This window comes from Mucilaginibacter sp. P19 (genome assembly GCF_050632265.1).
Taxonomy (GTDB): Bacteria; Bacteroidota; Bacteroidia; order Sphingobacteriales; family Sphingobacteriaceae; genus Mucilaginibacter; species Mucilaginibacter gossypii.
Window position 1 is genome coordinate 154,776 of the sequence record NZ_CP192586.1, and the last position, 22,363, is coordinate 177,138.

At 40.6% G+C, this 22,363-nt stretch carries 21 protein-coding genes and 2 tRNA genes; 15 read left to right on the forward strand and 8 right to left on the reverse strand.

Annotated elements, in window-relative coordinates; genetic code table 11:
* Window positions 1–25: 25 nt before the first annotated feature.
* The 6 genes from ACQ86K_RS00710 to ACQ86K_RS00735 all read right to left on the reverse strand — a co-directional run bounded on the left by ACQ86K_RS00710 (window position 26) and on the right by ACQ86K_RS00735 (window position 4,107).
* Window positions 26–640 carry a TerD family protein gene (locus ACQ86K_RS00710; protein WP_091172925.1) on the reverse strand — a complete coding sequence of 205 codons (615 nt, stop codon included), beginning with the start codon at window positions 638–640 and terminating at the stop codon, window positions 26–28.
* A gap of 4 nt (window positions 641–644) precedes the next feature.
* Window positions 645–1,199 (reverse strand): TerD family protein, encoded by a 555-nt coding sequence (locus ACQ86K_RS00715; RefSeq protein ID WP_091172923.1) that lies wholly within the window; start codon window positions 1,197–1,199, stop codon window positions 645–647.
* The gene (locus ACQ86K_RS00720; RefSeq protein WP_091172920.1) at window positions 1,189–2,034 is read right to left on the reverse strand and encodes a phosphoribosyltransferase family protein; all 846 of its coding nucleotides are present in this window, start codon (window positions 2,032–2,034) and stop codon (window positions 1,189–1,191) included. Before ACQ86K_RS00720 ends, ACQ86K_RS00715 begins: the two co-directional genes overlap by 11 nt.
* Window positions 2,031–2,726 (reverse strand): HAD family hydrolase, encoded by a 696-nt coding sequence (locus tag ACQ86K_RS00725; RefSeq protein WP_091172917.1) that lies wholly within the window; start codon window positions 2,724–2,726, stop codon window positions 2,031–2,033. The genes ACQ86K_RS00720 and ACQ86K_RS00725 overlap by 4 nt, the downstream gene beginning before the upstream one ends.
* Before the next feature lie 132 nt (window positions 2,727–2,858).
* Window positions 2,859–3,527, reverse strand: coding sequence for a TerD family protein (locus ACQ86K_RS00730; protein ID WP_091172913.1), 669 nt, complete (start codon window positions 3,525–3,527; stop codon window positions 2,859–2,861).
* Window positions 3,528–3,531: 4 nt separating this feature from the next.
* A complete protein-coding gene (locus ACQ86K_RS00735; RefSeq protein WP_091172910.1) occupies window positions 3,532–4,107 on the reverse strand; it encodes a TerD family protein in 576 nt (191 codons plus the stop codon).
* Window positions 4,108–4,494: 387 nt separating this feature from the next.
* Between ACQ86K_RS00735 and ACQ86K_RS00740 the strand changes: the two genes are divergently transcribed.
* The 14 genes from ACQ86K_RS00740 to ACQ86K_RS00805 all read left to right on the forward strand — a co-directional run bounded on the left by ACQ86K_RS00740 (window position 4,495) and on the right by ACQ86K_RS00805 (window position 18,597).
* On the forward strand, window positions 4,495–5,226 hold the full coding sequence (locus ACQ86K_RS00740) for a hypothetical protein (RefSeq protein ID WP_091172906.1): 732 nt from the start codon (window positions 4,495–4,497) through the stop codon (window positions 5,224–5,226).
* Window positions 5,227–5,472: 246 nt separating this feature from the next.
* Entirely contained in the window at window positions 5,473–8,079 is a 2,607-nt protein-coding gene (locus tag ACQ86K_RS00745) for a TonB-dependent receptor (RefSeq protein WP_431199552.1), read from the forward strand.
* Window positions 8,080–8,088: 9 nt separating this feature from the next.
* A complete protein-coding gene (locus ACQ86K_RS00750) occupies window positions 8,089–8,490 on the forward strand; it encodes a DUF4249 family protein (protein ID WP_431199553.1) in 402 nt (133 codons plus the stop codon).
* The gene (locus tag ACQ86K_RS00755) at window positions 8,457–9,263 is read left to right on the forward strand and encodes a DUF4249 domain-containing protein (protein WP_431199554.1); all 807 of its coding nucleotides are present in this window, start codon (window positions 8,457–8,459) and stop codon (window positions 9,261–9,263) included. Before ACQ86K_RS00750 ends, ACQ86K_RS00755 begins: the two co-directional genes overlap by 34 nt.
* A gap of 47 nt (window positions 9,264–9,310) precedes the next feature.
* The gene (locus ACQ86K_RS00760; protein ID WP_431199555.1) at window positions 9,311–11,101 is read left to right on the forward strand and encodes a hypothetical protein; all 1,791 of its coding nucleotides are present in this window, start codon (window positions 9,311–9,313) and stop codon (window positions 11,099–11,101) included.
* A 10-nt stretch (window positions 11,102–11,111) separates the two neighbouring features.
* Window positions 11,112–11,693 (forward strand): hypothetical protein, encoded by a 582-nt coding sequence (locus tag ACQ86K_RS00765; RefSeq protein ID WP_431199556.1) that lies wholly within the window; start codon window positions 11,112–11,114, stop codon window positions 11,691–11,693.
* 186 nt (window positions 11,694–11,879) lie between these two features.
* Window positions 11,880–11,956 (forward strand) — tRNA-Asp (locus ACQ86K_RS00770).
* Between the two features lie 109 nt (window positions 11,957–12,065).
* A tRNA-Asp gene (locus ACQ86K_RS00775) sits at window positions 12,066–12,139 on the forward strand.
* Window positions 12,140–12,636: 497 nt separating this feature from the next.
* A complete protein-coding gene (locus tag ACQ86K_RS00780) occupies window positions 12,637–13,905 on the forward strand; it encodes a site-specific integrase (protein ID WP_431199557.1) in 1,269 nt (422 codons plus the stop codon).
* Window positions 13,902–14,930, forward strand: coding sequence for a PDDEXK nuclease domain-containing protein (locus ACQ86K_RS00785; RefSeq protein WP_431199558.1), 1,029 nt, complete (start codon window positions 13,902–13,904; stop codon window positions 14,928–14,930). The genes ACQ86K_RS00780 and ACQ86K_RS00785 overlap by 4 nt, the downstream gene beginning before the upstream one ends.
* 293 nt (window positions 14,931–15,223) lie before the next feature.
* Window positions 15,224–16,147 carry an ABC-three component system protein gene (locus ACQ86K_RS00790; protein ID WP_431199559.1) on the forward strand — a complete coding sequence of 308 codons (924 nt, stop codon included), beginning with the start codon at window positions 15,224–15,226 and terminating at the stop codon, window positions 16,145–16,147.
* Window positions 16,148–16,149: 2 nt separating this feature from the next.
* Complete coding sequence (locus ACQ86K_RS00795; protein WP_431199560.1) at window positions 16,150–16,392, forward strand: ABC-three component system middle component 6; 243 nt, start codon at window positions 16,150–16,152, stop codon at window positions 16,390–16,392.
* A 160-nt stretch (window positions 16,393–16,552) separates the two neighbouring features.
* Complete coding sequence (locus ACQ86K_RS00800) at window positions 16,553–18,118, forward strand: DUF2326 domain-containing protein (RefSeq protein ID WP_431199561.1); 1,566 nt, start codon at window positions 16,553–16,555, stop codon at window positions 18,116–18,118.
* A 179-nt stretch (window positions 18,119–18,297) separates the two neighbouring features.
* Window positions 18,298–18,597 carry a helix-turn-helix domain-containing protein gene (locus tag ACQ86K_RS00805; protein ID WP_431199562.1) on the forward strand — a complete coding sequence of 100 codons (300 nt, stop codon included), beginning with the start codon at window positions 18,298–18,300 and terminating at the stop codon, window positions 18,595–18,597.
* A gap of 106 nt (window positions 18,598–18,703) precedes the next feature.
* Here ACQ86K_RS00805 and ACQ86K_RS00810 read toward each other — a convergent pair whose 3' ends face one another.
* Window positions 18,704–20,008: an MBL fold metallo-hydrolase gene (locus ACQ86K_RS00810; RefSeq protein ID WP_431199563.1), complete on the reverse strand. Its 1,305-nt coding sequence runs from the start codon at window positions 20,006–20,008 to the stop codon at window positions 18,704–18,706.
* Window positions 20,009–20,020: 12 nt separating this feature from the next.
* A complete protein-coding gene (locus ACQ86K_RS00815) occupies window positions 20,021–21,577 on the reverse strand; it encodes a hypothetical protein (RefSeq protein WP_431199564.1) in 1,557 nt (518 codons plus the stop codon).
* Window positions 21,578–21,791: 214 nt separating this feature from the next.
* On the opposite strand from ACQ86K_RS00815, the gene ACQ86K_RS00820 reads away from it, so the two are divergent.
* Window positions 21,792–22,307, forward strand: coding sequence for a hypothetical protein (locus tag ACQ86K_RS00820; protein WP_431199565.1), 516 nt, complete (start codon window positions 21,792–21,794; stop codon window positions 22,305–22,307).
* Window positions 22,308–22,363 lie beyond the last annotated feature (56 nt).

Sequence of the window (22,363 nt, forward strand, 5' to 3'; positions counted from 1 at the left end):
TACTTAAGATCAATGAATTAAACTTTTACAAGTAGGTTGCGGTTACAGTTTTCACTGTTTCTTCCAATTTACGGTCGCGGGTTGGTTCGCCGATGGCGTTAAATTTCCATTCGCCGTTCTTTTTGTAAAAAACACCCATCACCATGGATACATGGCCCGCAAAATCTTTGCTGTGCGCAATATCATAAGTAGCGAAGATTTCGTTAACGCGGGTTGGCGTACCTTCATAAATTCGGATAGATGCAAATGGAATGCTGCCGAAATCCTGGCCGCGGAAGCTGTTCAACACAAAGGCTACATAGCTTACGGTTGGGCTAAGCGTAGCAAAATCAACGGTAATCACTTCGTTATCCAGCCCGTCGTTACCTGCCATGTCACCGGTAAGATCATCACCGCTGTGTTTAACCGAGCGATCTTTTGAACGCAGGTTACCAAAGTAGATCACGTCAATTAGCTGTTTGCTGTCGTTATATAAAATGCAGCTGGCGTCAAGGTCAACGGCCTCTTTCGTAGTGCCAAAGCCAAATAGGCCTTTTCTTTCTATCGCGCCCCAGTTTATCCCAACACATACATTTTGCAATTTGCTGCCATTACTTTTTTCGAGGCTGATCCGTTGCCCTTTTTGAAGATTGATAGCCATATGTTTAGTTGTATTTGTTTAAATAATCCTGCAGGCCACCTTTCATGCCTACGCCTACAGCTTCAAATTTCCAGTTATTATCTTTTTTGTAGATGCGGCCAAACTCAACGGCAGTTTCTATCGAAAAATCTTCTTCCAGCTCGTATTTCAAAATATCGGTATTGGTAGCTGAATCAAAAATGCGGACGAAAGAGTTGCGCACCTGCCCGAAATTTTGGCGGCGACTTTCGGCTTCGTGGATAGTCACCACGATGCAGATTTCAGTAGCACGCGGATCGATCTTTGACAAGTCGACAATAATCTGCTCATCGTCACCGTCACCTGCACCGGTCAGGTTATCGCCGGTATGCTCAACAGCACCATCCGGAGACTTTGAGTTATTATAGAAAACGAAAAATTCGTCGGCCAGTATTTTTTTATTATCGCCCATGATGAACACCGAAGCATCCAAATCAAAAGCCGAGCCTGTTGATGAGCTGTTTGTATCCCAACCAAGGCCTATCGTAAATTTAGGGGCACCAATAGTTTCCCTTTGGCCTTTTTGCAAGTTAATTGCCATGCTGAATTAGTTTATTATTGTTTATTAATAGGTTTTGTTTAATAAAGTTTAAGTTAGGTGTATAGGCTTCAATGGTATGATAACCATTACCCAAAGCCATATCATACAGCAAGTTTATGAAATTGCTGTCTTGATCTTGTATAAAGATGCAAAAACTTTCGTGATCGTAATTTAAAATATATTTTACTATGCGGGTGTTGATGCAAAAATTAGTGCCCTTAATGATATCATTTAAATGATAGATGTTTTTAACATGGTGATAATTGAGGTAGTTCTCTATATTGGGGTGTATGTTTTTGTTCACCAGTTCGGCAAAGTACAGCATGTAAATGTCGTTCTGTAAGCCATACTCGTCTACCATTTTCATGATCATGCGTTCATGACTTCCGGTTATCTTGATGTCATCCAAAAATAACAGCGTTTTGCCCAAAAGGAAATCCTTATCAATATGAAACGAATCGTTACCTATTAAATTGATCCTTTGCTCGGCATCCAGCTCGCCGTAATCTTCTTTATAGGTTATGGTACGATGAACCTTGGTTTCCTGTACAACAGGATAACCATGATGGGCCAGCCAGCGGTTAAGCCTGCACACAAAGTGGTTTTTCATGGCAAACGTAGCCGTTGGGATAAACGAGTAGGGGCTCGATATCACTACGATCTGTTTCTCTATTGGCTGTTTAGTTAAGATTTCGATGATAAAGCCATCGGCCAGCTCGGTGCCGAAGTAGCGGGATACCTCGCCATCGCCAAATTTAAAGCGACTGTAATCATCGGCATCGAAACCAAAATGTGTTGCGCTGTTGATATGATGTAATGAGTAGGTAGCTTTCATACACTTAATAAGGTTAAAATGGATAAGTTGTTTGAATTGATGAGCAGGCTATTGAGTCCTGCATCATTAGCCCCCGCTATATCTGCCGCCGGGTTATCGCCTATATGTATTATACCTGACCGGTCTATCTGCTTTGGTTTATTACACTCTTTAACTTTTTGCACCATCAGCTTAAATAAATCCCCGTTTGGTTTCGACATCCCCTCCTCGTCCGAATAGAGCTGAAAGTTAAAGAAAGTATCCAACCCCAATTTAACCATCACCTTGCGGAGCGTTTGTCCTTTTATAAAGCCTGTATTACTTAAAATACTCAATGAGCAATCACCTTTTTGTTTTAGATGCTGCAGCACTTCAATTGTTACAGGTGAGTAAAGCACCGGCAGATAGTAAAACAGCAGGGTTTCCATGTCGGCATACAGCTTATCTATATTAACATCGGCAAGCGGATACTGGTTATCATTAATTGCGCTGATCACCATCAGGTACATTTCATCGGCATCAATGTTTTTACCAGTACGTTCGTTCACGGCATTGCACATGAGGTCAACCTGCCTGAAAGCCCTTGCCACATCGTCAATGCTTTTACCGCCTGGGTTAAAATCCCGGTGAAAGATCTTAGTGCGTTCTATCTTAAAGTATGGGTTTGACTTGATCAGCGTGAGCCACAGATCAAATGAATAGTGCTGGTACATTTATGTTTAGGTAGAATTAAACTTAACCAAAATGTCATTGCGAGCGTAGCGTGGCAATCGCTTGCTACACAGAGCGGCTATGCTTACGTGCGATTGCTTCGTCGTTCCTCCTCGCAATGACATGTTTTTATGTTAATAGTTCCGAAGTAATTCCGAAAGGCTATCAGTACTATGCGGATCACCGATGGCACGGAATTTCCATGTATCATCCTTTCGATAGACTTCGGCAAAGGTCATGGAACACATGCCGTTGTAAGTTGAATCGCCGGAAAGACTGAATTTAGCGATCTCTTTACCATGGCTGTCAATCGCGCGGATGAAAGCATTCTCCACCATGCCAAAGTGTTGATTGTTTTTACGCCCCTGGTAAATAGCTACCAGGAACAAGATCCGGTCATATTTAGGGTCGAGCGAATCAAGCTTTACGATGATCTGCTCATCATCACCTTCTCCCGCCCCGGTACGGTTATCGCCCGTTAGCCAGATGTGGCCGGAGGGATGTCGCATAGAATTAAAGTAGATCACATCACCCTCAAACATATTAATGGTACGGCCATTGGCAGTTTGCTTGGCATAACCGCGATTAGCCACTTTGCCGTTTTTATCTAACAAAAACGCTATTGCATCCAAATCATATTCAGCTTCTTCGGCACCGCCAAACAGCTTGCCTAAAAAGCCGCCACCATTACTTTTCCTAACGTCCCAGCCTAAACCAATAGTTACCGAGGAGAGGTCGAAACTTTCGCCTTTATCATTTTTACGAAGGTCAATTGTTTGACCTTTTACCAAATTTATAGCCATTGCCTTATTTGATTATTTGCCCTTTGAAATATTTACTTAAAAAGAAAGCTAGGTCTTCTTTGTAACCAACGCCCGATGCTTCAAACTTCCAGGCGCCACCGCGTTTATAAAGCCTGCCAAACTCGATTGCTGTTTCGATAGAAAAATCCTCGCCCAGCTCATATTTACAAACTTCGGCGCCTGTTTGATTATCTAAGATACGAATGTATGAGTCACGTACCTGGCCAAAATTTTGACGGCGGGCTTGTGCTTCGTGAATAGTTACCACAAACAGGATCTCCTGGATGCGGGCATCTACTTTGGTCAGATCAACAGTGATCGATTCATCATCGCCTCCATCGCTGTTACCGCCTGTTGGGTCATCGCCGGTATGATGTATAGATTGCTCGGGCGAGTCGACATTATTATAGAATACAAAAAATTCATCCTGGGGTACTAGTCGGTTAACATCGATCATGATAGCCGATACGTCAAGATCGAAGTCATAACCTGTACCTTCGTTCGGGTTCCAGCCCAAACCAACTGTCATTTTTGAAAGGCCGATATCAATTTTCTGCCCTTTTTGTAAGTTAATAGCCATTTTAGTATGTGTTATTTTTAGGTAAAACCTGTGTAGCCTATTGGGTTTGCGCGGCGCTGCAGGTATTGAGCCGAAGACAAGCCGGCAAGTAAACGCTTAATCTAAGGTAGATGTTTTATTGAGGTGATATTGTAAAATTGCCTACACAAAAATAAGACGATGACAGGGGGCGGTTGTTACAGAAGAGGGGAGATAATTTAGTTGCGTAATACGCAATTATTTAACAATGGTTGTTGCATTTGTTTTAGCTCATTCGTAATAGTACGTTGTAGTCCCCCAGTCGCTTTTTTATGTAACACGATTAATACACTTGCTTTAGCGTATTAAGGGAAAGACACTTGGTAATTAAGTGAAAGTCATGTAAATTCCGTTTTTATAAAAACCTAAATGTTAAAAAAATCACTCCTGGCCTTAGTTATCACCTGGGGCACAACGGCAAACGGTCACGTTTCTGCACAAGCGGGCACCGATAGCACGGGTTTAGACCTCGTAATTGCTAATTATCACACTACTATAGGTCAACAATCACACCTATATAATGGGCCCGAATATGAGTTTTATGATCCCATAATAAAAGGTAATGCATATGTTTTTGACAATAAGTTATTTACGGCTGGAGATGTAAAATACGGGACCGCGGTTTATCGCGATGTCCCGATGTTATATGATCTGAATAAAGATTTGGTGGTTATACTGCTTTATAACCACTTTACCAAAATTTCATTACTAAGCGAGCGTGTGCCGGAGTTTTGGCTGCTTAACCATCATTTTATACGCATTACTACCGATTCGACAGGCCAGGCCCGCCTTGCTACCGGTTTTTATGATCAATTATACCAGGGAAAAAAGATCGGGATCATTGTAAAAAGGGCCAAGAGCATCCAAACCAACACGGGAAATAATACCATCGAATCTTTTTTTAGCGAAACAAGCGACTATTATGTTAAAAAAGGGGATAACTATTTCAGTTTTAGCGGAAAGGGCGGACTGTTAGATATTTTTAAGGATAAAAAGAAGGAGTTGCGGCAATATATAAAAGCAAATCATATCGACTTTCGCGAAAATCAGGAACAGGCTATAGTGGATGTAACTACTTATTATGATCATCTAACAAATTAATGTGGTGTGCCTATTATTTAATAACAAGGCAAAAAATGATATAGAATTAAATGTGTAAGGCAGGAAATAAAATAACCGGATGAAAAAAATTTACTTTTTAAGTTTCTGTTTTTTGATTTTAATTAAACTGTGCCAGGCCCAGCAGGGTCCGGTAAAATCAATCAGCGTGAACTTTCAACAAGCTACTATTGAGCAGTTTGTAACAGAACTGGAAGCAAAATCAGGCTTTCATTTTTTTACGACGCCATGCAGTTTGATAGTTTGAAAGTAACTATGCAAGCAACCAATAAACCTATTGAAACCATATTGAGCCAGGCTTTTAAAAACACCGGTTTTAGTTTCGCCATAACCAAACAACAGCAGGTGTTTTTAACTAAAGGGCGCGAAATACAAACCGGGCTGGCGGTAGGTTATTTTGGCATTACAACTGCCAATGCAACTGCAGCAAATATGAGTGTATCCTTGGCTAATGCTGATCTTGATAAAGATAAAAAGATACCCGAAGCAACAACCGAAAATAAGCTATACGAAATAGGGATCAAAACCAACACTATTGAGGCGGGTACGGCAACGCTTTCGGGATATGTAAAGGAAGCTAAATCGGGCGAATCTGTAACAGGTGCCAGCATATATGTAACCAATACCAAAACGGGTGTAGCTACCGATCAGTTTGGCTATTTCACTATCAAATTACCCAAAGGCAGGCAGGTTTTAAGCGTTAGGGGCATTGGCATGCGCGATACCCGCAGGCAGATCATGCTTTACTCGGACGGTAAGATCATCATTGAGATGCAGGAACAGGTAACCAGTCTTAAAGAAGTAAAGATCTCTGCCGAGAAAGTGGCTAACGTGCGTAATGTTCAATTGGGGGTGAACAGGCTTGATATTAAAAGCATAAAACAAGTACCTACGGTATTTGGCGAGGCCGATATCTTAAGGGTGGTGCTTACCCTGCCCGGCGTTCAATCGGTAGGCGAGGCTACCACGGGTTTTAACGTTCGTGGCGGCTCGGCCGATCAGAACCTCATCCTGATGAATGACGCCACCATTTATAATCCCTCGCATTTCTTCGGCTTTTTTTCATCGTTTAACCCTGATATAGTTAAGGATATTGAATTATATAAAAGCAGTATTCCCGAAAGGTTCGGCGGGCGTTTATCATCGGTGTTGGATGTTACCAATCGTGAGGGTAATAAAAAGAAATTTACCGGTTCGGCTGGCATTGGTTTAATCACCAGCAGGCTTAACGTTGAAGGGCCTATCATCAAGAATAAAACCTCGTTTTCATTCGGGGGGCGTACCACTTACTCCGACTGGCTCCTTAAGCTCCTGCCCGATGCCTACAAACACAGTTCGGCTTCATTTTATGATCTTAACCTGGATATAAGCCACCAGATTGATGATAAAAACAACCTGTATCTAACCAGCTACATAAGCAAAGATAAATTCAGGCTTAATAGCGATACTGCTTACAGTTACAGCAACAGGAATATCAACCTAAAATGGAAGCATAATTTTAATAACAAACTATTCAGTGTTATTACGGCCGGGATAGACAAGTACCAATATGATGTTTCAAGCGCCGGTAACCCGGTAAATGCTTACAAGCTGAATTTTGATATTAACCAGAGTAATTTTAAAACGGATTTTACCTATTACCTTAACCGCAAAAATACTGTCGATTTTGGGCTAAGTTCCATTTATTATAAGCTCCATCCAGGCAACTTTCAGCCTCTTGGCGCCCAATCATTGGTAGCTCCTGATGTTATCGCTACACAACAGGCCCTGGAAAGCGCCCTATACCTGGGCGACAAGTTTGACGTGACCGACGACCTGTCGATAAGCGGCGGTGTAAGGTATTCAATCTACAATTTCCTGGGGCCGCAAACGGTGTATAATTATGCGCCTAATCTGCCTAAAACAAGCGCCAACCTGTTGGATAGTACCTATTACGCGAGTGGTAAGTTTATTAAAACTTATTCGGGGCCCGAAATCAGGCTTTCGGCCAGATATCAACTGGGCGATAACCTATCGATCAAGGGCGGCTATAACACCCTCAGGCAGTATATTCACCTGTTATCAAACACAACAGCCATATCTCCCACTGATGTTTGGCAACTAAGCGATCCTAATATCAAACCTCAATATGGCGACCAGGTATCATTAGGCCTTTATCATAATTTAAAATCAAACACTATTGAAACGTCGGTCGAGGTTTACTACAAACGGTTAAGGGATTATCTTGATTACAAGAGCGGAGCCAACCTGGTATTAAACCATCATATTGAAACAGATGTGGTAGGTACACAGGGGAAGGCATATGGGGTTGAGTTTTTAGTTAAAAAAGCCACCGGGAAAGCCAATGGGTGGATCAGCTATACCTATTCGCGTACGTTTTTAAGACAAAATGATCCTAACGCAGGCGATTTGATTAATGGAGGGGCTTATTATCCTGCAAATTTTGATAAGCCACATGCTTTTAATTTTATTAGTAACTACAGGTTTTCACATAGGTTCAGCGTTTCCTTAAATCTTACCTACAGCACAGGCCGTCCTATTACGCTACCTATTGCCAAGTATGAATATGGTGGTTCCGAACGGGTATTTTATTCAGACAGGAACCAATACCGCATCCCGGATTATTTCAGGTCGGATTTTTCAATGAACATAGAGGGGAACCATAAGGTACATCAGTTAACACACAACTCATTTACAATAGGTGTATATAACTTAACCGGCAGGCAAAACGCATACTCAACATTCTTTACCGAACAGGGCGGGGCCATTAACGGATATAAGCTATCCATATTTGCTAAACCTATTCCATTTATTAATTACAATATCAGGTTTTAACAGAAAGAGATGAAAGGAAAACGATACATATTGATTTTATTGTTGCTGGCAGGTATTTACAGTACTTGCAAAAAGCCATATAATCCTAAAATTGTGGATTCGCCTAATCATTACTTGGTTGTTGAAGGGGTGATAAACAATGGCAGCGATTCAACTATAATAAAATTAAGCAGAACGGTTAAAATTTCGGGCACTGTAAGCACAAGCGGAGTTGATAATTGCGCGGTATCTGTTGAAGCCGAAGGGGGAGCAGCATATTCACTTACGCCCCGGGGAAGTGGGACTTATGTTATACCGGCGCTTAATCTGGATGCCTCAAAAAATATCGATTGCATATTATTACAGGAGATAGCAAAGAATATGCATCAGATTATGTTGTGGTTAAAAAGACACAACCTATTGACAGCATAGGATTTAATATTAAAAACAACAACGTGCAGATTTATGTGAATACGCACGATGCCGCAAATAGCACCCGTTATTATCGTTGGAGTTATGATGAAACCTGGCGGTTCCATTCAAGATATCAGTCGGCATACATGGTTGACCAGGTGCTTAAGGCAGTTGTTTTTCGGCCGGTTAGTGAAAGCAGCTATTATTGTTTCGCGGGGAGCAAATCAAGCACCATAGTGATAGGATCATCAGCTAAGCTGTCGCAAGATGTAATATATCAGCAGCCGGTAACAACCATAGCTTCAACATCCGAGAAAATAGAAACCCGTTATTCCATTTTACTAAAGCAATATGCCTTAACTAAGGAAGCTTACCAGTTTTGGGAAAACATGAAGAAAAACACGGAGCAGTTAGGAAGTATATTTGACGCCCAGCCATCGCAGTTAACAGGGAATATCCACAATCTTAAAGATCTGGCTGAGCCTGTTATTGGCTATATAAGTGTAACCAACATTCAATCGAAAAGGGTATTTATTGATAATGCCGATCTCCCTCGCGATTGGGCGCCTACATATCCATATGATTGCGGTCCCCTTGATACTGCACTCTTTTTTAATCCCAAAACCAAACAAAATGATGTACTGGGCATCATAATTAATGGTAATTCAATACCTGTGCTTGATATAACCGAGAAAATGAACGTAATAGGTTATACTTATTCATCAATTGAATGTACCGATTGCAGGATCAGGGGACGAGTACAAACCCCCTCATTTTGGATAGAGAGATAAAAAAGTTTATGAATGATGCCATGAAAATAAATCAATAAGGTTTGGCTATGAATGAAATTAAAAAACTTGCTATGGTTCCGATGATTTCCGGCATGTTACTGTTGTCATTGAACGGGGTGGCACAAACTATAAGCCAAATCTCCGACAGCTTTACCAAATACTATCAGGGTACTGTACAGGAAAAGATTTTTGTACATACTGACAAAAGCGCCTATATGACCGGCGAAATCTTATGGTTTAAGGCATATAACGTTGACGCCACTTATCATAAGCCGCTTGGTCTTAGCAAAGTTGTATATGTTGATGTGTTAGACAACAAGCAAAATGCCATAATACAAACTAAAATAGAAATAAAAAACGGCCTCGGTAGCGGCTCTGTTTATATCCCCGTATCGGCAAGTAACGGGAATTATAAATTAAGGGCATATACCAACTGGATGAAAAATTTCAGTCCTGATTATTATTTCGAAAAGAATATAACCATTATTAATCCTCTAAAATCTCCCGAAGCCATAACTAAAGCACAGTCACCGGGCTACGATGTTCAGTTTTTCCCGGAAGGAGGGAACCTTGTTGCGGGTATTAGCAGTAAAGTTGCTTTTAAGCTTACAGCATCAGACGCTACAGGCTTAAGTGAATGCAGAGGTTTTATTGTTGATCAGAAGCACGATACGGTAGCGCGCTTCCGGCCATTGAAATTTGGTATTGGCAGCTTTTTATTCACCCCGATAGCCGGGAATGTTTATACGGCTGTTATTAAATCGGGCAATACCCCGGCTGTTACTAAAGAGTTACCTGCCGTTGAAAGTCGGGGTTACGTAATGGCTGTAAAAGATGCAGGTAGCACACATGTGGAGATCACAGTAAAAGGAGCCGGCGTTGAAGCTGGCGAATTATATCTGTTTGTTCATACAGGCCAATCGGTTAAAGCCGGTATGGCAGCACCCTTTAATAGCGGTGCTGCCATTTTTACGCTTGATAAAGCTAAATTGGGCGAAGGGGTGTCGCACTTAACAATTTTCAATAGCGCCAGGCAACCCGTGTGCGAAAGGCTTTATTTTAAACGTCCCAAACAGAACCTCATTATCGAGGCCTCCGCTGATCAGCCTTCATATACCCGTCGTAAAAAGGTAAGTGTGGACATCGCTGCCAAAGATTTTTCGGGGCGCGTAAAACCTGCTAACCTGTCAATGTCGGTTTATAAGATTGATTCATTGCAAAATATTGATGCCGGCGAAATATTCAGCTATCTGTGGCTCAAGTCAGATTTACGTGGAAATATTGAATCGCCAGGCTACTATTTCAAAAATTCCGATGCTGAAGCCGACACGGCCCTTGATAACCTCATGCTAACACAAGGGTGGCGAAGGTTTCAATGGGATAATGTATTTGGTAATAAACAGGCGGCATTTAGTTTTTTGCCAGAGTATGACGGGCACCTGATTGCCGGTAAAATAACCAATACGCAAACCGGTGGTATTGCCAAAGATGTAGTAGCTTATTTAAGTGTCCCGGGAAAACGGGTACAGCTGTATGCCGCAAAAAGCGATTCGACAGGCAGGTTGATTTTTAATACAAGACAACTTTATGGTCCCGGCGAAATAGTAGTTCAAACCAATTCAGAACGGGATACCACCTATCATATTGATATTTTAAGCCCTTTTTCTGAACAATTCGCAAAATCCCCAATATTAAAATTTAACCTAACCCGGGGTATGCAAAGTGCCATTGAAGAACGAAGCCTGAGCACGCAGGTTCAAAATATTTATTTAGGCAATAAGATCAAGCACTTTTATGAGCCGCAGGTTGATAGTTCGGGTTTTTATACACCCCTATAAAACCTACCTTTTGGATAACTATACCCGTTTTACTACAATGGAAGAGGTATTGAGAGAGTATGTAAAGGAGGTTTGGGTTAACAGATCGCAAAAACGGTATCACATCAAAGTATTGAATGGTAATGGATTTTTAGATGGCGACCCCTTAGTGATGCTTGACGACGTGCCTGTTTTTAACATAGATAAGGTTATGGGTATTGATCCGTTGAAAGTTCGTAAGCTGGAAGATGTTCCGTACCGGTATTATTGGGGACCATCTGTTTACGAAGGAATCTTAAGCTTTACAACTTATAAGGGCGATCTTGGCGGTGTTGAAATAGACCCAAAGGCAGTAGTGCTCGATTATGAAGGTCTGCAATTACAACGTGAGTTTTATTCTCCGGTATATGACACTGAACAGTCAGTAAAAAACAGGTTACCCGATTTCAGAAACCTGCTTTATTGGGGGCCGGATATCAATACTTCAGCCGCTGGTAAAAATCAGTTGTCGTTTTATACGTCTGATCAAACAGGGAAATATATAGGAATTGTACAAGGGGTTACGTTACAAGGTGACATCGCAAGCCAATATTTTAGCTTTGAAGTGAATTAACTACTATTAAATTTCTACAGGATTTATATTTTGTGATTTCCTGATTTAATGTTGAATATCAGTAATTTACAGCAACCAAAAAAGGCGCACCGCGCAAAAAGTGCTTAATTTTCAAAATAATGAACTTTTTTGAAAAAACAATTTGTGTAGAATAAAATGGTTTGTATATTTGCACACCCAAACGGAGGAGTGGTAGTTCAGCTGGTTAGAATACATGCCTGTCACGCATGGGGTCGCGGGTTCGAGTCCCGTCCATTCCGCCAAAAGTCTTACTGAAAAGTAGGGCTTTTTTGTGTTTTAACCTTTTTTAATTTTAAGTTCTACAATTTGTGTAGATCAAAAAGGTTTGTATATTTGCAACCCCAAACGGGAGGAGTGGTAGTTCAGCTGGTTAGAATACATGCCTGTCACGCATGGGGTCGCGGGTTCGAGTCCCGTCCATTCCGCTAAAAGAGCCGCAAGGCACATCAAAAGCGCTTAGATTACTGGTCTAAGCGCTTTTTTTGTACCCAAAAATCCGCATAACACCTCAGCATTTATGACTCATCCAGCGACCTATTCGGTGACTGGTTCAGAACACCTAATTTAGTCACCAAATCAATGATTAACTGATTGTAAATCAATTGTTTGTAATCATAAAATTTGGCCTCAAAATGGCTCATTTTATATCAAATTTTTGGTTTAACAATGACCTTAATCCGGAGGCGTATCAAACCGTTTTAGAACCCTGCAAATTTTATGATCCGCAGGGTTCCGGTACCGTCAAAAGTACCGGATTTTATGGTTTTGGTGACTAACTCGGTGACCTAATTTAGAATAGCAAAAAAGGTCACCGAATAAGAGGTTAATTGATTGATTTTGAAGTACTTGAATAAGTGAAAATTAGTCACGAAAAGCGAGTTTTCGTGACCAGATTATTTATCAGGTTTTAAAATTCATTCAAATGAAAAATGCACAAAAATTTTCAGTCCTGATCTGGACTGATAAAAGAAAAACAGATTCTCAAGGATTGGTTCCGCTTTACGCGCGTATTACCTACCTCAGCAAACGAACTGAAATTTCACTTGGCCGTAAGGTCGATCCTAAAAAATGGGACGCAGAAAGCGGTTATTTAAAAGGCAGCGGCCAGGATGCTAAGGAAGTAAATGCGGCCATCAATGATTCGCTTTATGGTATACGGAGAGCTTTTGAAGATCTCAAAAGGATCGAAGATTTTATTACCGCAGAAAAGATCAAACGTAAATATACTGGTGAAGAAGAAAATCACCGCATGCTATTGGAAGTTTTCGATGAGCATAACACCAACTTGGAGAAACTGCTGGATAAAGATTTTGTAAGGGCAACACTGACCAAATATAAAACAGTACGGAAAAAGACGGCAGAGTATATCCAATGGCGCTACAAAAAACCAGATATCTATTTAGAGTCTATTGATTATGCTTTTGTCACCGGCTTGGAAATGTACCTTAAAACGGAAGATAAGATCGAGCACAATACTGCGATGCGTTATATCAAAAATCTAAAGAAGATCATCAACCTTGCGGTAAACAATCAATGGATGAGCCACAATCCATTTAACCTTTTCAAATGCACCTATAATAAGGTTAACCGTGTAGAACTGGAGTGGGAAGAAATCAACCAGTTAGCCGAGTATAATTTTAAAGTAAAACGCCTGGCAGAGGTACGGGATACATTTTTGTTTTGCTGCTACACCGGTTATGCTTTTGTAGATGTGGATAAGCTCACCCCTCAGCATGTTGTTACCGGAACCGATGGCGTAATATGGATTAAAACCACCCGAACTAAAACTGCCATCGAAGCCAATGTCCCTTTAATACCTCAAGCGATTGAGATCATTGAACGCTACGCTGATCATAATGCAAGAATTATAGAGAACAGGTTGCTACCCGTTAAAAGCAATCAAAAGATGAATGCTTATTTAAAAGAGATCGGTGACCTGGCCGGCATTGAAAAGGTCCTAACTACACACATTGCCCGGCATACTTTCGCTACCACCGTTACCCTTGAAAATGATGTTCCATTAGAAACGGTAAGTAAGATGCTTGGCCATACCAAATTGACCACTACCCAGATCTATGCTAAAATGAAGGACAAAAAGGTCAACAGAGACATGCAGGCTTTGCGGGGGCGCTTACAGTTAAACCAGCAAAAATCCATTGTACACGAAATTGGAGAGGGGGTATTAGCATGAGAAATGAATCGATTATAATCGAAGAGATTAAAGCGATCATAAATGTAGCCCGAGAAACTGCTGTTAAAGTTGTCGATCATCAACGTGTGCTCATGTACTGGCACATAGGGAAGCGAATATTTGAAGAAGAACAACATGGAGCGGACCGTGCCGTGTATGGCGCACAACTGATTAAGTATTTATCCGAAAAGCTACAGCCTCAATTTGGCAGAGGTTTTTCAGCCCGAAATCTCAACCTTTTCCGTCAGTTTTATCGGGGATTCCCAATTGTGCAGACACTGTCTGCACAATTGAGTTGGTCCCATTATTCTTTGCTAACCACTATACAGGAGTCTGACAAACGGGAATTCTATCAGATTGAAACCGTCAAAAATAACTGGTCATTCCGGCAGGTGCAGCGGCAGATTGAAAGTCACCTTTACGAAAGGCTATTGTTAAGCTCTGATAAGCATAAAGTACTTTCTGTTGCCCGAAATGAAAAAAATCCGGAAAATCCTAAAGACATTATTAAAGACCCAATGGTGCTTGAATTCTTAGGATTGAAACCTGAAGCGGCCTATTATGAAAAGGATCTTGAAAATGGTTTAATTACCCATCTGCAAGAATTTATGTTGGAATTGGGTAATGGGTTTTCATTTGTAGCCCGTCAAAAGCGCATCCATCTTGATGGTGATGATTTTTTTGTGGACCTGGTATTTTATAACAGGCTATTGCAATGCTTTGTGATCATTGAATTAAAAACCCATAAGGTCACTCACCAGGATATTGGACAATTACAGATGTATGTAAACTATTATGACCGCATCGAAAAGCTGACCCACGAAACCCCAACGGTCGGCATATTATTATGCCTGGAAAAAAATGATACGGTGGTCAAATTTACCTTACCGGAAAACAGTAATATCATAGCCTCCAAATATCAACTATATCTGCCAACTGCGGAACAGCTGGCCGAGGAAATAGAAAAGGAGATCAGTAAGCAAAAAGACATAGACCACGATAATTTTTCTAACGGCAATGCTTAAAAATTTGCATAGGCAAATTTGAATTCCCATGAATTGTGAACGTACCGCGTTCACAATTCATGGGAATTTCTTATTAAGGGCAAAATTTTTCCACCGTTGCTTAATTCCCCAGCTGATTATTTAGCCATTTGTTCTAACTAAGAGAAGAAGGTATTTTTAATTGTGTCTGCACTGCGGACATAATCATATGTGAAAAGTTGATCGCGCCAGTAGAATGTTCATTATCAAATTATTCATTTAATCTAATCTTAAAAAACATAACCATAACTAATTAACTTAGTATATTTACAAATATGAATGCCCAGGAAAAAGCGCTTGCCCGTCAGTTATTCAAGATTAAAATTCACGAAGCCAACGGGGATAAGTTTGAAGATATATTCACGTCTATACAAAATTACAATGATGCTGGCTTTCAACAGATAAAACCCTGGGGGCCGCTGGGTGATCGAAAGAATGATGGTTATAATTCCAGAACAGGTGTTTATTATCAAGTGTATGCGCCGGAAGAAATAAGGAATAACTACCCGGAGGTTGTGAAAAAACTTGAGACCGATTTCGCTGGTCTAAAAAAGCAATGGCCGGATATTAAAGAATTCTATTTTGTAGTCAATGACAAATATTTGGGTGTAAATCCTGATAGCGAAAAAGCCATAAAGGCATTGGTTAAAAACCACGCCTTGGTAAATGGTGGTTTTCTTACGCCTAAAGATTTGGAGAATACCCTGTTTAAATTAGCAGATGATCAGATTTTATCTGTGGCCGGATTTATTCCTGATGTTAACGCTATAATCAACCTTGATTATTCTGCGCTCGCTGAAGTAGTAGGACACATAATGAAATTGCCTATCCAATCCGTAACTGCGAAAATAGAATTCCCGGATTGGAACGAGAAAATACAGTTTAATGAATTAAGCGAAACCACTCAACTTTACCTGAATATTGGCGCTCAGAAACTGGGGGCACTAAATACATATCTTGGCAATCAAAGCTTCTTAGCCGATGAGTTGCAGGAAAAATTGACCGGCATTTACCTGGATTCAAAAAACAAGGACTGGACGGGAGTCGAAACAAGCCATCATGGAGATCTTATTTTCTGGGACATGGTAAAAAATTGTGCTCCAAAAAATGAGGCGCATATCGAATCAGCAATTATTACGATAATTGCAAAATATTTCGAATCGTGCGATGTATTCGAGAAAAACCCTGAAAAAAATTAAGGATGCTGCTACCAAGTAAACACGTGAACTTTTCGGAATCCCTTTTAGGGTTTGGTAGTTATCTACTTCAAAAACTCGATCGTCCATTGAGCGTCGATGAGCTTTGGAAGAAATATCTCGCAGACCTCAATAATGAATTGTATTTTGCCAGGCAGACGTTTGATAACCTTGTATTAACACTAATATTTTTATATAGCGTTCAAGCTATTAAGGAGGAGAAAGGCCTTATTATTAAATGCAACTAATTGAATTACATTCAAATCATTCCAGTTTTAAGCCGGTTGTATTTACCAATACTTCAGGCCTGAACTTTATTGTTGCAAAGCAGGCATCACCCGGCATCAAAGATAAAAGCAGAACATACAATGGGGTCGGAAAGTCGTTGTTGGTTGCGATCATACATTTTTGCCTGGGATCAAGCAAAAAAATTCCTTTAAAAAACACCTGCCAGGGTGGGAGTTTTATCTAAAATTTCAAGTCAGTGGAGTTGAATATAAAGTTTCTCGATCAACTGATGGCGGCCAGATAATCAAACTTGACGGTGAAGAAATCAAGCAAAATGAATTCAACAAAAAATTCGAGAACCTACTATTTGATATTCCGGATGATCTGAAGCACCTATCTTTCCGGTCGTTGCTGCCATTTTTTATACGTCCTCAAAGAGGCTCCTACGTAAATTTTAATGATCCGAATGAGTTAGGGCAACCCTATCAAGTTTTACTTTATAACTCCTTCCTTTTAGGTCTCAATGTCCATCTTGTCCAGGAAAAGTATAAACTCAGAACTGAGCGAGAACGCATTAAAGTCCTGATCAAAGAACTTAGCAATGATCAACTTCTCAAAGATTTTTTTGCCGGCAACCGTGACGTAAGTTTGGCAACACAGGATCTTGCTGATAAGATAAAAAAGCTGGAATCAGATCTTTCCAAATTCAACGTTGCTGAAGATTTCTATGACATCAAAAAGGAAGCCGATCGCCTGCGTATTGAACTGGATAACGCACAAAACCAGGTTGTTCTTTTACAGGGCCAGGTGCATAATATCGACGAGAGCCTCAAGACAACCCCTGATATTAAAAAGGAAAGTATTGAGCGTATATACAAGGAAGCTGCAGTTATCTTATCAGAAGCAGCTCTAAAAAAACTGGATGAATTAGAAAAGTTCTACGAACACCTTACATCGAACAGGCAAAAAAGACTCCTTGATCAGAAAAATGAACTTGTTCGGCAGATCGATGCCATTTCGGAAAAATTTGGCAAAGACAAGACCGCCTTTGACAATACCCTCAAATATCTTGACACCCATCAGGCACTTGATGTATTTGTTCGGTTGACCAACCGGCTTGCAGATCTTAAAAGTGAGAAGGAAAACTTGGAGCGTTATGATCAACTCCTTAAGCAGTATCAGGATCAAAAGATCAAACTCGATCAAAAGTTCGTCGAGGAAACATTGAAGACTGCTACATATCTCACCGAAGCGGACGGCGTGATTAAAGACCTGCGGGACTTTTTCCGTGACTTAGCTAAACGTTTTTATCCTGAATCTGCTGCGGGTATAACAGTTTATAATAACGATGGCGATAATCAGCTTCGCTATAATTTCGATGCCAAAATTGAGGCCGATGCTTCTGACGGCATCAATAGTGTCAAGCTGTTCTGCTATGACCTGACCATTTTGCTTAGCGGTTATGGGCATCATATGAACCTGCTTTTTCACGACAGCAGGTTGTTAGATGGCATCGATCCGAGGCAGGTAGCTGAGCTATTCAAAGTGTTGAGTGATCTGATTTTGCCCACCAACAAGCAATATATACTGACTATCAATCAAAACCAACTTGATGAGGTCAAACCATATTTAACAGCAGATGAGTACCGCACAATTATCGAGGAAAATATTTGTCATATCTTGCAAGATGATTCACCAGAACATAAGTTGTTAGGAATTCAAGTCGATATGGAATATGATAAATGAAACTAATAAGTTTAAGTCAGGCTTAATTTTTTTACTCAATTTAAATAAAATTGGGTCACCATATTAACCCGGTTCTTCCTTTAATTTAAATAATTGCATATCCGACTCGGACAATGTCGGATATATTTTATCTTAAATCCAGCCAAGTTTGTATCAGTTTACCTCAAATGATATGAATTATGGCAGCAGAAATCATAACTAAAGAAGATTTGCAGGAATTTGGCCAGCAATTATTAAATCAGATCAAGGGCCTTTTAGGACAGGCAATCGAAGAACCTAAAAAGTGGCTAAAGAGTTACCAGGTTAAAAACATGCTCAAAATATCTGATAACACACTTCAGACTTTAAGGGATAATGGCACGATTCCGTTTACCAAGATTGGCGGTATTCTGTATTACAGTATTGACGATATCAACCGCGTATTGACCGGCGAAGTCAAAAGCAAAAGGATAAAGATCAAAGCAGAAAGAGCCGCATAAAAAAGCCCTTCCAAAGAAGGGCTTTTACCTAAACCTTATCACAATTCGACGGAGGTCCCGCCGATGTATGTAGCAAACGTACAGATTATATCTTGAATATTGTTATTCATTTATAGCCATAGTAAATTGTATACCGTAACATTGAAAGTTCATTGTTCAGCATAGTATTGTACGGTTTTACACTCCGCAGCAATTTAGTTACTTCTGATCCAGGATGATGCTTACGACCGACACCATGATTGATCACATAATCCGGAAAGGTATGTAGCCTGCTTTCAGGAACGCCAAACGGCCAATTCTTGTCCGAGCCATGATGCATAACCTGAAAATAGGAAACCTCTTCCAGGTGAACATGATAGTAGTCCTGAAACAGAATTAGTTTTTCGCGTGTATTTAGTTCAAGATCACCCGTCATCAAAGTCGCATGCTGACGGCCAACCTGGTATAAATGGCTCCAGCCGAATGGGTGGCGCTGTAGAATTTCATAACCTCCAGGTTCCATCGCAAACCTATGAAATACAGCCAGCGATGTACCATTCAATTTTGCTGCACCAAAAATACGTTTATAAATTCTGGTGATCTCTTTAATTTGTTTGGCATTGAACAGATCCTGGAAAGATTTCACGCCCGAGGCAGTATCATGTTTTGCAGTGACCCAATAATCGTCAATTGCTTTTCTAAGCGCGGCTTTCTTTATTTTCAGGTCAGCATCGGAGCCATCTTCTTCTGACAAAGTATAGAATATGAATTTATACAATGGTGTGCGTAACTGGTAGGGCAAGTGTCTGACTTTCACCCTGACAGGATCAATATTAGGATCTTCGCTTTGCAGTTGGGCAAAAAATTGTTGATTCAGATGATCATCCTGCTCGACCATATCACTATAATATTCGTCGCCATCCTTGGTTAAATCAACCTGTTCAGGGTTGATATTACCACTTTCTGACGGGGCTGGCGCTACAGGGATTCGTTCCTGCAGACTTGTTTCTGTACCACCACCGCGTACTACGATGATCTGCCCGATATCAAAACCTTCGCCTGAAAAATAGGCGTAAGGATCTTGCATCATTTGACGGTATTCAAAATCATCATATCCCGATTCAAGGTAAATCATCAACCGTTGAAAAGGGTCATAATAAGGGATCACCAGTCTGTCACAGCGCGTATTTTTCAGTAGTTGCGGAATACCACTAATATGATCACTATGGAAATGGGAGATCATACAAACATTGATTTTTTGTCCCGCTGTTTTTACTGGCCAACTTGCGACAGCATCACGAATATACATTTGATCGGAATTACTGCCGCAGTCATAAACAAAACTGAATACTCTTTCTTTATCGCTGAAAAGCTCACCGGTGTAAAAACACCCCTGGCCTATCGGATGAAATATAAATTCGCCTTTATACATTTTTGGTTTAGGTTAAAGGATTTTATCCAAGTTCGTAAAATACGGCTGCTCCACCAAGAGCTTTTGGCCATCAGGTAAGGTCAGTTCAAATTTGGGGATCACATATTCCCCTTTTAATAACTGCTGAAGATTATGAAGGGTCAAGGTTGGATAGAAAGCATCATACATATATAAAGTTGGTGCATTAATCAAAAACATTCCCTGCACGGTGTAGCCGGGCTTGTCATCTATAGCCACCCCATTCACCACCTCCAGGTGGATCAATATTCTTTCTGTTTCACCTGTTGCAAAAGTGATCTTATTGTTAAGCTGTGTTTCATATTTATCCTTAAAAGTCGAATAATCGCGCTTCCAGTTAAAGTAATCAAACCGTGATTTATTATGCTTACATTCTACGATATAAAGGATTTTCTTTTGAGTATCAGCAAGAATGAGGTCGATCTCGCCTACCCCTTTAAGTTTATCGATCGGAAAATTGTTTCCCTTATGCTGCCTCAGGCTTTTAATAGATTTATCATGAGGTACCTGTGCAAGGTTCAACAGCTCAACGGCAGCATCTTCGAGTATATCATCGTGCGTATCTTGCAGATGTTGTACAAACTTTTTAACAGGCTTATGCTGATTCCATTCTTCAGCAACATGCCCCCAGGGCAATGCATTGGTAGTTAGCGTGCTTAAGCATTCCAACCATCTGTTAAATCCTGCCATAATGAAAGCCTGTCCATCTACGACGATCTCCACCAATGGCCGGTACATGATGCGATTGATATCCTGGCTTCTTAAAATACAATCCTCAAAGCTCAGTACATTTCTTCGGCTAACCGTCAAGCCATCATAGAAACTAAGCACAATATCTCCATTTGGTTGGAATACCTGCTTTGCCTGGTCATGTAAACTATCTTTTGAGATAAGCGCAAATCTGAATTGCGGGTTCTTAATCTGCTCTGCAAAAAAACTGGCCATCTCGCCGTACTCGACCCCTAATTCGCGCCAAATTTTAATAAGGTCCTCAATCGTATGGTATAAGGTTACACTTTCATCATGTTTGGGGATATCTTTTTCCAGATAATCAAAAATAGGTTTATAAGCAGGTTCTAAACCGATACCCAATAAACCTTGCTCATCGATATCAAAGTTGACTGATTTTGGAAACAGGGCACTCTGGGCGAACTGCTGACTTATTACAAAAGCATAGTAACCGAGATAAAGTAACCTATCCAAAGTATCGTGGTAGGATTGTCGGTTTTGAACGATTTCTGCCCTAAAATCAGGATGACCTATTAAGTCAACATTGGTCGCTTGCTCCAAAATGATACGTAAGGTTCTTCTGATGTTGGCAAAATCACTTTTATTGATTTCCGGAAAATCTTCACCACCCAGCATCGCCTTAAAAGTATTAATGGTGTTTTCCAACAGATGCTGGACATACAAATAAAAGGAAGCACGCTGCTCGCCTGAAATAATACCCATAAATAATTCACCGCATTTTGCGAAAGCCAGCTTGAGGGCATTCTGAACTGTGGCGGCATCTTTTACCTCCCCAGCGCTATAGGCATCTTTAACAGGCAAACTGATATGTGGCCAATATTCTTCACTATGGTCAAAACTGAGCATTGGAATCTCTAAATTATTTATGATCTGGATGGGCATATATAATTGGTTTTAAAGGCACAAAGGTCATCATTTCAAAATGATATGTAAAAACTAAATCACAATTCCGTTTTAGATTTAACACAAAAATGTTAATAACTATTTCCATAAATGGTTTTAAAATAACGACATTATGACGTATTATTGTTTCATCAATATTTTAGCGATGGAACTTACTGACGATTTAGCGTACTTCAGTACGCAATACAATGAATTGGACCTGACACCTGGTGAACTGGCAAGCCGGTTAAAAACATGGGGTGATCATCGGTCATATGACGCCATAATTCGGAGTATCCAGCGCATGCTGGCTGGCGATACAGCTGTTTCGGGTGAAATGAAGGTGATCATTAATATGCTTACTTTCTTACAGCATATTGAAGATGATCGCAATGAAGGTTTGCAATGGACACCAATGCCTTTAGGTAGCTATGCGGCCAAAGCCGGTGATTTTATGCTGAATCTTTCCCCTCAAACAAAAGGCCGGTGGCATATCAGCATCGTCCATCAACCAACAGGATATAGCCATCCATGGCCATCCTGGCAAAATGACCTGGACTCCGCCAAGCGGAAAGCCTTATTTTGTTTAGGGGACGCGCGTAGACACATTTTTGAATGGCAGCGTGATGAGCGTTTACAATCGATCTGATTTCATCTATCTTGATTACAGCAGTCAATTGATATGGAGCGCCCCGTGATTTAACA

Bases quoted from the DNA above. Each gene is read 5' to 3' on its own strand.
- ACQ86K_RS00760 (WP_431199555.1), top strand. From the start codon at position 9,311: ATGAATGAAATTAAAAAACTTGCTATGGTTCCGATGATTTCCGGCATG.
- ACQ86K_RS00810 (WP_431199563.1), bottom strand. From the start codon at position 20,008: ATGTATAAAGGCGAATTTATATTTCATCCGATAGGCCAGGGGTGTTTT.
- ACQ86K_RS00730 (WP_091172913.1), bottom strand. From the start codon at position 3,527: ATGGCTATAAATTTGGTAAAAGGTCAAACAATTGACCTTCGTAAAAAT.
- ACQ86K_RS00795 (WP_431199560.1), top strand. From the start codon at position 16,150: ATGCTGCTACCAAGTAAACACGTGAACTTTTCGGAATCCCTTTTAGGG.
- ACQ86K_RS00820 (WP_431199565.1), top strand. From the start codon at position 21,792: ATGACGTATTATTGTTTCATCAATATTTTAGCGATGGAACTTACTGAC.
- ACQ86K_RS00805 (WP_431199562.1), top strand. From the start codon at position 18,298: ATGGCAGCAGAAATCATAACTAAAGAAGATTTGCAGGAATTTGGCCAG.
- ACQ86K_RS00720 (WP_091172920.1), bottom strand. From the start codon at position 2,034: ATGAAAGCTACCTACTCATTACATCATATCAACAGCGCAACACATTTT.
- ACQ86K_RS00750 (WP_431199553.1), top strand. From the start codon at position 8,089: ATGAAAGGAAAACGATACATATTGATTTTATTGTTGCTGGCAGGTATT.
- ACQ86K_RS00745 (WP_431199552.1), top strand. From the start codon at position 5,473: ATGCAGTTTGATAGTTTGAAAGTAACTATGCAAGCAACCAATAAACCT.
- ACQ86K_RS00715 (WP_091172923.1), bottom strand. From the start codon at position 1,199: ATGGCAATTAACTTGCAAAAAGGCCAAAGGGAAACTATTGGTGCCCCT.
- ACQ86K_RS00790 (WP_431199559.1), top strand. From the start codon at position 15,224: ATGAATGCCCAGGAAAAAGCGCTTGCCCGTCAGTTATTCAAGATTAAA.
- ACQ86K_RS00785 (WP_431199558.1), top strand. From the start codon at position 13,902: ATGAGAAATGAATCGATTATAATCGAAGAGATTAAAGCGATCATAAAT.
- ACQ86K_RS00735 (WP_091172910.1), bottom strand. From the start codon at position 4,107: ATGGCTATTAACTTACAAAAAGGGCAGAAAATTGATATCGGCCTTTCA.
- ACQ86K_RS00710 (WP_091172925.1), bottom strand. From the start codon at position 640: ATGGCTATCAATCTTCAAAAAGGGCAACGGATCAGCCTCGAAAAAAGT.
- ACQ86K_RS00780 (WP_431199557.1), top strand. From the start codon at position 12,637: ATGAAAAATGCACAAAAATTTTCAGTCCTGATCTGGACTGATAAAAGA.
- ACQ86K_RS00725 (WP_091172917.1), bottom strand. From the start codon at position 2,726: ATGTACCAGCACTATTCATTTGATCTGTGGCTCACGCTGATCAAGTCA.
- ACQ86K_RS00740 (WP_091172906.1), top strand. From the start codon at position 4,495: ATGTTAAAAAAATCACTCCTGGCCTTAGTTATCACCTGGGGCACAACG.